The organism is Jiangella mangrovi (genome assembly GCF_014204975.1).
Lineage (GTDB): Bacteria > Actinomycetota > Actinomycetes > Jiangellales > Jiangellaceae > Jiangella > Jiangella mangrovi.
On the sequence record NZ_JACHMM010000001.1, the window covers coordinates 5,450,882 to 5,463,961 of the forward strand.

A 13,080-nucleotide genomic window follows, 5' to 3' on the forward strand; every position below is an offset into this window, starting at 1 on the left:
CATCCGCCAACCGGGTGGACCTCGGGCACCACGAGACCTGCTCCCCTGCCGTGCAGGCCGCCAAGATCCACTTCAGCCAGGTGAACAGCTGTCGTTGGTGCGCCCCGGCCTGCCACACGAGCTAGAGCGTGTCTGATAAATGTCGGGTCCAGGAGATGACGGCGTTGAGGACGACGGCGGCGCGGTAGACGATGGCGAGCTTGTCGAACCGGGTAGCCAGTCCTCGCCACTGTTTGAGCTGGTTGAAGGAGCGTTCGACGACGTTGCGGCCTCGGTAGTCGTCCGGGTCGAACGCCGGTGGGCGTCCGCCGCGTGAGCCGCGTCGTTTGCGGTGCCCGGCCTGGTCGGCGGGTTCGGGGATCACGGCCTTGATGCCGCGGGCGCGCAGGTGGGCGCGGATCGCGCGAGACGAGTACGCCTTGTCCCCGCGCAGCGCGTCGGGCCGGGTCCTGGGCCGCCCGGCCGGGCGCGCCACTTGCAGGTGCCCCAGCAGCGGCAGCAATGCCGGCGAGTCGCCGGCCTGGCCGGCGCTGAGCGCGATCACCAACGGCAGTCCGTGCCCGTCGACGAGCTGGTGGACCTTGGTCGACATCCCGCCGCGGGAGCGGCCCAGACCGTGGTCAGGCGGCTCGCTGGTCGAGAACGTGTAACTCGACCCAGCCCCCCGCGAGGCGTTTCATGTTCGTGGCGTGTTGATGAGCCCGAGCGATCGTGGAATCCACCGACACCGACCAGCCCAGCTGCCCAGCCTGGTCCGCTGCCGCGGTCAACCGGGCCAGCACCGCGTCCCAGGTGCCGTCGCCGGCCAGGCGCCGATGCCATGTCCACACCGTCTGCCACGGCCCAAACACGCCCGGCAGGTCCCGCCAGGCGATCCCACACCGATACCGGTACACGATCGCCTCCACCATCGCCCGCGCGTCGGAGAACGGGCGCCCCCGCCGACCCGTACGAGCCGGAAGAAGATCAGCGATCAACGCCCACTGCGCATCAGAGAGCAACTGAAACCGAGACACGACCCCGAGCATCCCCGACACGATCCCGGAACTTTGTCAGACACGCTCTAGCTGTCGCGGCTCTTGGTGGACAGAGTCGCCACGGGCTCGAGTCCGCATCCGAGCCAGCCGTGTACGCGGCGGTAAGACACAAGTCGGATCAAGGGGGTCACCTGAACGTGCAACAGACCCCTGCCCGTCCGTGCCCGAACGCGCTATGGGCGAGCGCGCCGTCCTCGAAGGTCCCCGACTGAGTCGTGCGCCGCCTAGCATGAGCGCACATAGCCAGGTCTTGGAGGTTGGGTTGAAAGCCGCAGGCGTGGACTACTCGAAGTTGGGTCCGCTGAGGGAAGCCCTCACTGAAGCCGCCCGGACGGACGAGTCGAACGCAGAGCGTGCCGTTGAGCGGTTCGTTGAACTTCGACCCGGACACGCGGACACGCTGAAAGCCCGCCAGCACCACCTGATCTCCGGGCGACGTGGAACCGGAAAGTCCACGCTCCTCCACGTTGTACGTGTTCATCTCCGTGAGTCGGGCGCGCAGGTCGCAGTGATCGACATGGAGAAGTTCAAGAACCGACCGTTCCCGGATGTCCTGATCGAGATCCTCATCAAACTCCTGGACGAAATCCGACCTAGCGTGCACCTCGGCAGGTCTCTCATGGGTGACCTTCGACTTCGCCGCCAGTTCAAGGCGACTCGTCGTGAACTCAGCCAGATGCTCAACGACCCGCAGGCATGGAACAAGCAGATGACTCGCTCGAGACAGCGGAGCAAGTCGTCGAACGTCTCCGGCAAGGGCAGTTTCCGCGCAAGCCACCACGGGGCCGGCGCAGAGGCCGGTGGCGAGGCCGCCCGTACAACACGTGCTGCGGATTCGATGACAGAAACCGCTGCTTTTGAAGAGGCGAAGATCGAGCGCCTACAACAGCTGGCAAGTCGACTGTCCGACGAGCTCACAACCCTGGTGCGACAATCTGCTGGCGACCGGGCTGCGGTATTCATCGATGACTTCTACTACGTCAGGCTCGCGGACCAGCCCGAGGTTCTCGACTACCTCAAGACCGTCGCGAAGGGCACCGGGATCTGGCTCAAGGTCGGCGGCGTGGGCGAGCGCATGCGACCGTTCAGAGACGGGGACCCAGCGATCGGCATGCAGCCCAATCAAGACATCCACCCCCTACCGATCGATGTCACCCTTGACGACTTCGGAACAGCTCAGCGCTTCCTCGAGCGGATGCTCGACGGGGTGATCCAGCCACTTGGCTTGACTACCGCTCAACTCTTCACCGAGACGGCCCGCAGCCGAATGGTGCTTGCTTGCGGCGGTGCAGTAGCTCGCGACTACATCACCCTCACTGGGAGCGCACTTGATGCCGCTGTCGAGCGGTTGAACAAGAAGCAAGCTCCATCACTGTCGACCTTGGTCAACATCCAGGCCGAGGACGTCAATTCCGCCGCAAGTCGGCGCATGAACAAGAAGGAAGACGAGGAACTGAACCTCGATGCGGGTGACGACGCTTCGCGGCTGCGGGAGCGGTGGCGCGACATCTGCGACTTCGTACGCGAACAAGGCGATACTGCCTTCGTCCTCATCCGCCAGAAGGATCTTGATGAAGGCTCATGGGGCAGCGAGATTCGCCAGCTTGAGAACTTGCGACTGCTCCATCGGATCCGCGAAACCGTGCCGAACACACCGAACTGGCGCGGAGTCAAATGTGTCGTCTACATGGTCGATCTTGGCCAACTCACGGTCAAGCGGCTGCAAAAGGGTATCCCCGCGTTCTGGGAGCGGACGAGCGACTTCGACCGGTTGCGACGGGCCGAGTGGGTATACGGACCCGAGTGGAGAACCAAGCTCCAGGTCGCGCCCAAACCGACGCGGACGATCGCGGGCACGTCGGCGTCGGAGTCGGAGTTGGAGTCGGAGGAGCCGGCCATTCCCATGCTCTTCGACGACCCAGCGGAGCTTGACGAGCTCGAAGGCGGTGCTGGTGGGGCGACTGGGACTTGAAGCCAGGCGTGGGGCACATGAGTCTTTGGGAAACGGACGGTGGAAGGGACGATCGCACACTCGCATCGCAGAGATCCGACCTGCCGAACTCCGCTCGCCGAGGCGCGACTCGACGGACGTCTCGGCTGCGGGATCGACGTAGCCCATTATGGGCGGAAAGACGTCGTGGAGTGCCTACATTCCCCTTGAGCTGCGATGATCCCGAGCCGCAGCCCAGCTCGGTCAGCCGATGGAGCGGAGCTGCGGGAGCAGCTCGGCCGCCGCCGTCGCCTGCGCCTCGGCGGAGCCGGGGCGGGTGATGAGGATGATGTCGTCGGCGCCCACGGCGGCGAATGCCTCCACCCGCGAAAGCACGTCGGCCACATCGTCGCTCAACCGGAGCTGCATGGTGCGCCGGATGGCCGCGGGATCCCGCCCCACCGAAGCACAGTGAGCATCCAAGACACCCGACAACTCCGCGAACTCCGAAGGCTCGACGCCGGTCGAGTTCCAGGCGTCGGCGTAGAGGGCGGTGATGCGGAGGGTTCGCTTGCGGCCGCTGCCGCCGATCCAGATGGGCGGGTAGGGCGACTGCACCGGCTTCGGCTCCGCAACCGCGTCGGTCACCTGATAGTGCGTACCCGCGAAAGTCGTCCGCGGCGACGTCCACAGCGACCGGATGATCTGGCAGGCCTCCTCGAGCCGGTCGAGCCGCTCCCCCGCCGTCCCGAACTGAAGGCCGAACATCGTGTGCTCGTACTCGGCCCATGCTGCGCCGATGCCGAACTCGAGCCGGCCGGTGGACAGGTGATCAACCGTAGTGGCGATCTTGGCGAGCACGCCAGGGTGACGGTACGTGTTGCCCGTCACCATGCAGCCGATGCGCACCCGGGTGGTCGACTCGGCCATGGCGGCAAGCAGGGCCCACGCGTCGAAGATGTCACCGTCGGGGTCGCCGCCGATGGTGGCGAAGTGGTCCATGTTCCACACGTGGTCGAAGCCCGCCTCGTCGGCGATGCGCCAGACGGCGCGGTACTCGTCGATGGGGGCCTGCTGGCTCAGCTTCAGTCCGTAGCGCACGCCGTCAGTCAACCACGCCCCTGACGGGACGGAGAGCGACGCCGAGCCGGGCCGGCGGCATCACCTCTCGGTTCCTGGTTGATCATGGAGAAGGTCGGCTTCCGGGCGACGTGGAAACCGACCTTCTCCATGATCAACAACGGGCCCGCAATCCAGCGGAAACCCCTACCGAGCCCACCGACAGTCACGGGCGGTCAGGCGGCGGCGGGCACCCGGGCCAGGAAGTCCTTGATCTCCACCGCGGCGTCGCGGCCGGCCCGGTTGGCGCCGACGGTGCTGGCGGAGGGGCCGTAGCCGACGAGATGGATCCGTGGGTCGCGAGCCACGCGGGTGCCGTCCATCCGCACCCCGCCGCCCGGCTCGCGCAGCCGGAGCGGGGCGAGGTGACCCAGGGCGGCCCGGAAGCCGGTCGCCCAGATGATCACATCGGCCGGCACCACGGTCCCGTCCGCGAATTCCACCCCGTCCGGCACCACCCGGGTGAACATCGGCTGCCGCTCGAGCACGCCCTTCGCCAGGGCCTCCCGCACGACGTCGGTGTAGCCGAGGCCGGTGACGGCGACGACGCTGAGGGGCGGCAGGCCGGCCCGGACCCGGGCCTCGACGTCGGCGATGATCGAGCGGCCGACCTCGGGGCCGAACTCCCCCGAGCGGAACTCCGGCGGCCGCCTGGTCACCCACGTGACCGAGGCCGCCACGTCGCCGATCTCGGACAGGACGTGCGCGGCCGAGTGCCCGCCGCCCACCACCACGACGCGAAGGCCCGCGAAGGACGATGGGCCGCGGTAGTCGGACGAGTGGAGTTGGCGGCCGCGGAACGACGCGGCGCCGGGGTAGTACGGCCAGTGCGGACGGGTCCAGGTGCCGGTCGCGTTCGCGACCACCCGCGCGGTCCAGGTCGCGCCGTTCGACGCTGCCACCCGCAGCCGCCCGTCGTCCAGCGGCGACACGGACGTCACCCGCACGGGCCGCAGCACCGGCAGCGAGAACCGGCGCTCGTAGTCGGCGTAGTACCGCCCGACCACCTCCGACGCGGGCAGCCCGGTCTCGCCGTCCACAGCTATCCGATGCGCGCCCGGCAGGTCGAACACGCCGTGCACCTTGGCCATGGTCAGGGTCGGCGGCCGCGAGGCCCACGCGCCGCCCGCCGTGGCGGCGCCGTCGAGCACGACGAACGACACCCCGAGCCGCCGCAGGTGGTACGCCGTCGACAGCCCGGCCTGGCCGGCACCGATCACGACGACATCCACGTACACGTCAACCAGCGGCGGCCCGGAAACCATCCTGAAGCGGGTATCGCGCCGTGAAGCCGAACAGCCGGGTCGCCGCCGACGTGTCGACCGGCACCGAGCGCCCGGGCAGCGGCCGCCGCACCGGCACGTCCGGCAGGTACCGCCGCAGCAGCTCCTCGGTCGGGTACGGCACCAGCGTCTCCGGCGCGGCCACCAGCACGACGTGAGCGGCGCCGTCGTCGACGGAGAGGGCGTCGAGCGCGACCAGCGCGGCGTCGCGCACGTCGAGGTACGACCACAGCTCCCGCACCCCGCGCGCGGGGTCGTCCGTCAGCGTGCGGGCGTGCGCGGCCAGCCGCTCCTCCACCCCGCCGATGAACGGGTAGCGGACGGCGACGACGGTGAGTCCGTGCCGGCGCGCCATCATCGCCGCGGTCAGCTCGTCCGTCTGCTTGGACAGCCCGTACGGGTCCTCGACGGGGCTCGGCAGCGCCTCGTCGACCGGCAGGTACGCGGGCGGGATCAGGCCGCGCGACCACGGCAGGCCATTGGCGCCGTACGAGCTGGCGATCACCGCCCGCCGCACGCCCGCCTCGCCCGCGCACTCGAGCACGGTGAAGGTCGCGCGGGTGTTGTCGGCGAACACCTCGACCGGGGTGCCGCTGGTCGGCGCGGGCCGGGCGGCCAGGTGCACGACGGCGTCGGCTCCGGCCACCGCCGACCGCACGACGAGCGGGTCGCCGGCCGAGCCGACGACCACCCGCGAGGCCGCCAGGTCGCCCGGGTCCTCCAGCACCATGGCGGTCGCGTCGATGCCGCGGGACGCCAGCAGGTCCAGCACCGCCCGCCCGATCCGCCCGGCGGCGCCGGTGACGAGCACCCGCCTCACGGCGCGTACGCCCGCAGCGCGATGACGTGGGCGGCGGGCGCGCCGTTGGTCGCCGTCACGACCACCCGCAGCGCGGTGCAGGTCACCGGCGACGAGAGCTCGTGCACCTGCCGTCGCCGGCGGTTCGCCGTCACCGACGCGACCGTCACCCACTCCCCGTCGACCAGCGCCTCGACGTCGTAGTCGCGGACCAGCGTCGGCGGCATCGGGAACGGCGTGCGGTGGCGGTGCAGGTTGATGAGGTCCTCGTCGACGTCGTCGTCGCCGATCAGCTCGACCCGCCCGACCGTCACAGGCGACTCCCACGACAGCCGCAGCCAGGCCGGCAGGCCCGACGACACCCAGGTGCGCGGTCCGGCGAACGGGCGCAGGTATCCGTCGACCGCACGAGCCGGCGCGAACGCCGCAGAAGCACCCGCGCGGAAGCAGAACGTCCGCCGCAGCAGCTCCCGGTTGGTCCACTCGCGCAGCGGCTGCGGCCGCTCGTCCTGCGGCCGCAGCGGCCGCCGGGTGAAGCTCAGCACGCCCGGTGTCGGCCGGTCGGCGACGTACAACGCCACCCCGGGAACGGCCGGGACCAGCACGAACGCGTTCCGCGGGGTCGACGGGGACCAGTCGAGGTCGAACCGCACCCACTGCTTCGACCCGGCCGGCACCGGCACGGTCGCCGTCGTCACCAGGTGACGCGGCACGTAGTTCTGCCCCGGCCCGGGGTCGTACAGCTCGACGGTCAGCGAGGTGTCGGCGGCCGCGTCGACCAGCAGCTCGAGCACCGGCAGCGACGGGTCCACCGGCAGCACCAGCCCGGCGTCGGCCTCGAGCGGCCAGAGCGACGACCCGTCCGCGACCGACAGCGACGACAGGGACCCCGACGCGGTCACCGAGGCGGACGAGGCGAGATCGAGCGGATCCGACAACGGCAGTCCCACGATCGACGCGTCCTGCCGCAGCAGCGTCCGCTGCAGCTCGCCGACGTCGACCGACCGCGGCGGCACCCCTGCGGCGACACTCAGCGCCGCCGCCGTCCCCGCCGCCTCGCCCATGACGGCGGTCGTCGCCTGCACGCGGGTGGTCCCGAACGCGACGTGCGACGCGGACACGTTCCGGCCGGCCAGCAGCAGGTTCGTCACGTTCGTCGAGTACAGGATGCGGTAGGGGATGTGGTAGATCCCGTCGGCGTAGCGCTGCTTCGCGCCCTCCTCTTGCGCGTACATGCCGCCGGGCGGGTGCAGGTCGATGGACCAGCCGCCGAACGCGACACGGTCGTCGAACTCGGTCTGCCCGAGCACGTCGTGCTGGGTGAGGACGTAGTCGCCGAGGAAGCGCCGGTACTCCCGCTTCCCGGGCACCGCGCCGACCCACTCCAGCGTCAGGTTCTCGGCGTCCGGATACTCGCCGGAGTTCTTGATGTGGTCCCAGATCCCGTAGACGACCGCCCACAGCTCGTCGCGGATCGCCTCGTTGTCGTGGACGGTGTCCAGCTCGCCGCCGAACTCGATCCACCAGTAGGCGCAGCCGTTGTCCGACGAGCGGATGATCCGCCGCGACGGGATCGACGTGGCGGTGATGTCCTTCGTGAACGACGGCGGCACGAACCGGACCGGCTCCCCCGCGTCCTTCGAGTAGAACAGCAGCGTGCTGCCGAGCGTCACCTCATCCGCGACCGGCGGTGCCCAGGGCTCGTCGTACTCCGACCGCGCCTCCCGGCCCACCCGGAACGAGGCCCCGGCCAGCGCGCCGACCAGCCCGTCCCCGGTGCAGTCCAGGAACACCGGGGACGTGAACGTCGTCAGCAGCTCCGACCCCATGGTCCAGCCGGTCACCGACTCGATGACTCCGTCGGAGGCGGCCACCGTCCGCACGTCCGTGTTCAGGAAGAGCGAGATGTTCGGCTCGGCCCGGACGGCGTCCAGCACCACCGCGTCCCAGTAGTACGGGTTGCCCTCGGGGTTGCGGTACTGGTTCTCGACGAACAGCTCGCCCATGATCCCGGTCTCGCGGGCGTGGTGGTTGCGGCCGTGCGCCGTCGCGCCGACCACCCACACCCGGATCTCGCTGGACGAGTTGCCGCCCAGCACCGGCCGGTTGTTGACCAGGGCGACCGTGCGGCCGAGCCGGGCGGCGGCGATGGCGGCGCACACGCCCGCCAGCCCGCCGCCCACCACGGTCACGTCGTGCCGGACCTGCTGCTCCCGCATGTGCGTCAGCCCTCCGCCGGACGGTGCGTGATCGACGAGACCCGGCGTTCGGGCTGGTCGCCGAGTCCGTAGTAGACCCGCGGCGTCCCGTCGAGCACGACGCCGATCACCCCGCGCGACCCGGTGACGGTCCGCTCGCGGCCGAGCACGTCGACCTCGGTCAGCCGGGCGCCGAGGAACGCGACGTCGGTCTTGGTCGGCCAGTCGTCCTCCCACGCCTCCGGGTGCGGGTAGTACGCCACGTCCTCGTCGTGCGAGGCGTTCAGGAAGTAGCCGTCGGTCCGCGTCCACAGGATCGACATCGGCCCGGACGGGGTGTCGAACTGCAGCCCCTTCACGTCCCCATCATCGAACTCGAGCCAGCGGACGAACTCGGCGCCCTCCAGGATCCGGGTCGCGGTGGCGTACGCGAGCAGCGACGGCTTGGCGCTGGTGTCGCGGTTCATCAGCCCGAAGTGGTACTCGGTGTTGGTCGGGTTCGCCTTCTGCGGCTGGTGGATGATGCTGTCGTGCAGCTGGTACCAGTTGACGCCGTCGACCCCCTCTGAGAGCGCGAGCGCCAGCGTGAGCAGCACGTTCTCGGCCGACTGGCGCATGGTGTCGTTCCACCAGTGGTTCGGCCGGGTGCACGAGTACGCCTCGGTGAGCCACAGCTCCTTGTCGCCGCCGTACTCGTCGAGGCGCCGCCGCGCCTCGCGCAGTCCGCCCAGGAAGTTCCAGTAGCTGCCGTTGCTGCCCTGCTCCCACTCGTCCGGCCTGGGCGCGTAGTCGGGGGTGAAGTTGCCGCGACCGGGGTGGAACGCGAACACGTCGATGAGGTCCCAGCCGCCGTTGGCGTGGAAGTTGTCCAGCCAGTTGACGTCCATGCCGCCCAGGCCGTTGTTCATCACCTTGACGTCGTGGCCGATCTCGGCGAGCCGCTCGACCACCGGCCGCAGCCCGTCGCGGATGTACTCCTCGGTGAACTGGCCGGACATCCACGGCTGGTTGCGCTCGTTGTCGACCTCGAAGTAGTGCGCGCCGGCGTCGACGACGACGTCCACCAGCTCCGCCGCCCAGGCCTTCGCCTGCTCCGGCGTCGCGCCGAACACGACGTCGCCGTGCTGGATGTTCGGCATGATGCCGAGCTGCTCGAGTTCGGCCGGCGCGATGCCCGGCGCGCCGTTGTAGGCGATGCGCACCGACGCGACGCCGATCCGCTGCATGAGGGCGGCGACGTCGGCCTTGCTCGGCTGCAGCAGCCACGGGTAGTTGGCGATGCCGAACCGCCCGCCCGGCTGGTACGTGTACGGCCGCAGCGACGCCAGCGTGGTCCGCGCGAACGCCTCGTCGCCGCCCGCCGCGACCCTGACCTCGACGAAGACGATGCCCTGCTCGGCCGACGGGAACTCGACCGTGCGCTGGGCGACACCTCCGGCGCCCAGGGCGAGGGTCTCCGCACCGCTGGCGACGACGACGCCGTCGAAGTCGCGGCCCCACCAGCTCAGCTCGACGTCGCGGGCGGTGGTGCCGCCGTTGACCGCCTGGGCGTGCACCGCCATCGCGTGCCCGGCGCCGTCCCACAGGTTGAACGGCTGGTCGGTCCAGATGTCGACGCCGAGCGGGCGCTGCTGGGCCAGCGCGTTCGCCGCGGCCGGGCGCAGGTCGCCGATCACCACGTCGACGTCGTGCACCAGCACGTCGCCCTGGTAGGTGCCGGCGACGTGCACCCAGTCGCCCACGGTCCAGGCCGGGTTGCTGTCGGCGATGCGGATGAACCCGCCGGTGTCGGCCCAGCCGCGCGCGTAGATGACGCCGTCGTTGGTCTCGTACGGCACGCCGCCGCCGCTGTCGCGGTTCCAGCGGGTCAGCGCCCGGGTCGTCTCCGGGCCGGCCTGGCCCAGCGCCACCCGGTGGAACTGCGAGTTCAGGTACATCGGGTTGCCGCTGGTGGCCTCCCAGCGGGCGTGCAGCCGCCGCGCGCTGACGTCGAACGTGCCGCGTACGGCGATGCCCACACCGGTGCTGCCCATGCGGTAGTCGACCCGGATCGCCGGGCGGCCGTCGGGCAGCGTGATCGCCGACGGCGTGCCGCCGAACGTGCGCTGCTGCCCGAGCACGGTGTCCTTGACCAGGAAGTGCGCCAGCCGCAGCCGTTGCACCCCGGCGCCGTCGGACACGACGATCGCGCCGTCGGTGCCGGCCGTGACGCTGATGCCGTCCGCGCCGATCGTGAACGGGCCGGCGGCGTGGGCGACACCGGCGGGCAGCAGCCCGGCGGCCGCGGCGGCACCGGCCGCGGCGAGGGAGCCGCCGACGAACGTCCGGCGGGAGAGGTGGTGTTCGGACATGGTCGGTTCCTCCACTAAACGGGATACGTGTCGGTGGTGGTGAGGTCGAGGCCGACGAAGATGCGCGGCGCGCCGTCGAGGGTGACGGTCACCCGGCTCCCGGCGGCGGTGTGCAGGGTCTCCTGGCCGATCGCGTTCAGCTCGCGGACGGTGGTCGTGGCGGCCGGGGTGGGCAGCGTGACCTGCGTCTTCGTCGGCCACGGGTCCACCGACGGCTCGGGGTGCGGATAGTAGGTGGTGCCCTCGTCGTGGTCGGCGTTGAGGACGTAGCCGTCGTGCCGGGTCCACAGCACCTGGAACCGCCCGGTGGGCGTGTCGAACAGCAGGCCCTTCACCGCGGGGTCGGAGAACGTGACCCGCCCGAGGTACTCGGCCTGGTCGAGGAAGCGGGCCGCCGTGGCGAAGGCCAGCAGCGACGGCTTCGGGCTGCGGTCTCGAACCAGCAGGCCGAAGTGGTACTCGATGTCGGCGGGCTCGGCCTCGCGCGGCTGCTGCTCGATGCCGTCGTCGAGCGAGTACCAGGTGACGCAGCGGACCCCGTGCGCACGGGCGAACATCAGCTGCAGCAGCACGTTCTCGGCGGCGTGCCGGTAGGTGTCGGTTCCCCAGCGGTTCGGCTGCGTCGACGCGTACGCCTCGGTCAGCCACAGCTCCTTGCGCCCGTCCGGTGTGCTCGCGCGTGCGGCGTCGGCCTTGCGCAGCGACCCGATGAAGTTCCAGTACTCCGGCTTGCGGTCGCCGTTGGGCTCCAGCCACGGCTCCGGCGGCGAGTAGTCGGCGACGAAGTTGCCCCGGCCGGGGTGGTAGGCGAGCGCGTCGACCTCCTCCCACCCGCCCGCCGCGCCGAACGCGTCCAGCCAGACCGAGTCCAGGCCGGCCAGCCCGCAGGTCATCACCTTGAACGCGGGGGTGTCGCCGAGCGCCGCGCGCAACGGGACCAGCGCGTCGCTGACGTACGTCGCGGGGGCCAGGTTCGGCTCGACGAGGTTGAGCTCGTTGTCGCACTCGTAGTAGCGGGCGCCGGCCCCGGCGCACAGCGCCACCCGCTCGGCCGCCCACGTCTGCTGCTCCGCCGCCGGCTTCCCGATCGGGAGGTCGCCGAGCTGGACGTTGTGCAGCAGTCCGTGGCCGTCGAGGTCGCCGGGCGGGATGCCGGGCGCGCCGTCGTAGGCGGTGCGGACCCACGCCATCCCGATCAGCCTCATCAGCGCCGCGACGTCGTGCGGGCCCGGCCCGCTGAGCAGCCACGGGTAGTTGGCCAGGCCGAACATGCTGTCCTCGCCGGCCTGGTAGGCGTACGACGACAGCACCGCCAGGTTGGTGCGCGCGAACGCCGCCACGCTGGGGGCGGCCGGGTCGGCGTCGTCGACCACGGCCTCGACGAACGCGATGTCGCGGCCGCCCATCGTGACCGGGAACGACGTGTTCCAGATCGACCGCGGGCCGACCGTCGCCGGGCCCCTCGTGCCGGACTGCTCCGCGCCGTCCCAGGTCCGCGCCGTCCACCTGACCAGCACCTGCCGCGCCGCCGTCTCCTGGTTCACCACCTGCGCGTTCACCGTCTTGGCACCGCCGGTGTTCCACACGTGGAACGGCTGGTCGGCCCAGAGGTCGATGCCCAGCGGGGTGACGATGTCGCGGGCGATGACGCCGGCCGAGTGCGCCCGCATGAGGCCGGGCACCAGCACCGCCTCGGTGACCCAGCCCTCGCCGTCGGCCGCCGCTACCCCCGGCGCGTGGACCGCGGTGACGCCGCCGCCGAACGCCGGCGTGCTCTCGCGCAGCCGCAGCAGCAGCCGGGTGTCGGCGTAGGTCATCGCGTAGCAGGCGCCGTGCCGGGTCTCGTACGGGATCCCGCCGCCGGCGTCGCGGTTCCACAGCGCCAGCGGGTCGTACCGGACCGTCCCGTTCACCACGGCCTGGCCGATCAGGAACTGCGACGGAACGGCGGCCGTACCCTCGACCACCCAGCGGACCCGCGCCTTGCGCAGCCCGGCGACCACGACGGCGGTCACGCTGACGTCCGGGTGCTGGGTGACGTACTCGACGTGCAGCTCGGTGTCGCTGACCTTCGTCACCGACGTCGCGCCGCGCGTCCGGATGTCCTTCGCGTACCAGAACTCGGTGAGCGTCAGCCGGTGCGCGCCGCCGGCGTCGAGGACACGGATCGCGCCGCTCGCCGCGTCGGCGGCCAGCGTGACCGTGCCGGCCGGATCGGCGACGGTGACCTCCGCGGCCTGCGCGGTGGTGAGGAACGACGGGGTCAGCAGTCCCGCGCCGCCGGCCGCGAGCGAGCCCCGGACGAACGTGCGTCTGGACAGTTCGGGCATGGTGCGTCCCTTCTTCTTCGTCGAAGTGCGGAC

General features: G+C 70.8%; 8 protein-coding genes. 1 reads left to right on the plus strand and 7 read right to left on the minus strand.

Features of this window, described 5'->3' with window-relative positions; translation table 11 throughout:
- Nucleotides 1–121 precede the first annotated feature (121 nt).
- Nucleotides 122–1,028 (minus strand): IS5 family transposase gene (locus HD601_RS36020; RefSeq protein WP_425503436.1). Its coding sequence is split into 2 segments (ribosomal slippage): nt 122–664 and nt 666–1,028, totalling 906 coding nucleotides; the frame shifts between segments, so codons are not numbered across the junction.
- A gap of 286 nt (nt 1,029–1,314) precedes the next feature.
- Here HD601_RS36020 and HD601_RS25385 point away from each other — a divergent pair.
- Nucleotides 1,315–3,009 carry a hypothetical protein gene (locus HD601_RS25385; protein WP_184826642.1) on the plus strand — a complete coding sequence of 565 codons (1,695 nt, stop codon included), beginning with the start codon at nt 1,315–1,317 and terminating at the stop codon, nt 3,007–3,009.
- Between the two features lie 222 nt (nt 3,010–3,231).
- Here the strand turns inward: HD601_RS25385 and HD601_RS25390 are convergent, their stop codons facing one another.
- The 6 genes from HD601_RS25390 to HD601_RS25415 form a co-directional block, all read right to left on the minus strand.
- On the minus strand, nt 3,232–4,068 hold the full coding sequence (locus HD601_RS25390) for a TIGR03560 family F420-dependent LLM class oxidoreductase (protein WP_184826644.1): 837 nt from the start codon (nt 4,066–4,068) through the stop codon (nt 3,232–3,234).
- A gap of 194 nt (nt 4,069–4,262) precedes the next feature.
- Nucleotides 4,263–5,351, minus strand: a complete 1,089-nt coding sequence (locus HD601_RS25395; protein WP_184826646.1) for an NAD(P)-binding domain-containing protein — start codon at nt 5,349–5,351, stop codon at nt 4,263–4,265.
- Nucleotides 5,326–6,189: an NAD-dependent epimerase/dehydratase family protein gene (locus HD601_RS25400; protein ID WP_221441304.1), complete on the minus strand. Its 864-nt coding sequence runs from the start codon at nt 6,187–6,189 to the stop codon at nt 5,326–5,328. The genes HD601_RS25395 and HD601_RS25400 overlap by 26 nt, the downstream gene beginning before the upstream one ends.
- Entirely contained in the window at nt 6,186–8,387 is a 2,202-nt protein-coding gene (locus HD601_RS25405; protein WP_184826648.1) for an FAD-dependent oxidoreductase, read from the minus strand. Before HD601_RS25405 ends, HD601_RS25400 begins: the two co-directional genes overlap by 4 nt.
- A gap of 5 nt (nt 8,388–8,392) precedes the next feature.
- On the minus strand, nt 8,393–10,717 hold the full coding sequence (locus HD601_RS25410) for a hypothetical protein (protein WP_184826650.1): 2,325 nt from the start codon (nt 10,715–10,717) through the stop codon (nt 8,393–8,395).
- 14 nt (nt 10,718–10,731) lie between these two features.
- On the minus strand, nt 10,732–13,047 hold the full coding sequence (locus tag HD601_RS25415; RefSeq protein ID WP_184826652.1) for a hypothetical protein: 2,316 nt from the start codon (nt 13,045–13,047) through the stop codon (nt 10,732–10,734).
- Nucleotides 13,048–13,080 lie beyond the last annotated feature (33 nt).

Excerpts from the sequence above, each read along its gene's own strand:
- HD601_RS25405 (WP_184826648.1), bottom strand. The coding sequence starts at position 8,387 with ATGCGGGAGCAGCAGGTCCGGCACGACGTGACCGTGGTGGGCGGCGGG.
- HD601_RS25415 (WP_184826652.1), bottom strand. The coding sequence starts at position 13,047 with ATGCCCGAACTGTCCAGACGCACGTTCGTCCGGGGCTCGCTCGCGGCC.
- HD601_RS25395 (WP_184826646.1), bottom strand. The coding sequence starts at position 5,351 with ATGGTTTCCGGGCCGCCGCTGGTTGACGTGTACGTGGATGTCGTCGTG.
- HD601_RS25410 (WP_184826650.1), bottom strand. The coding sequence starts at position 10,717 with ATGTCCGAACACCACCTCTCCCGCCGGACGTTCGTCGGCGGCTCCCTC.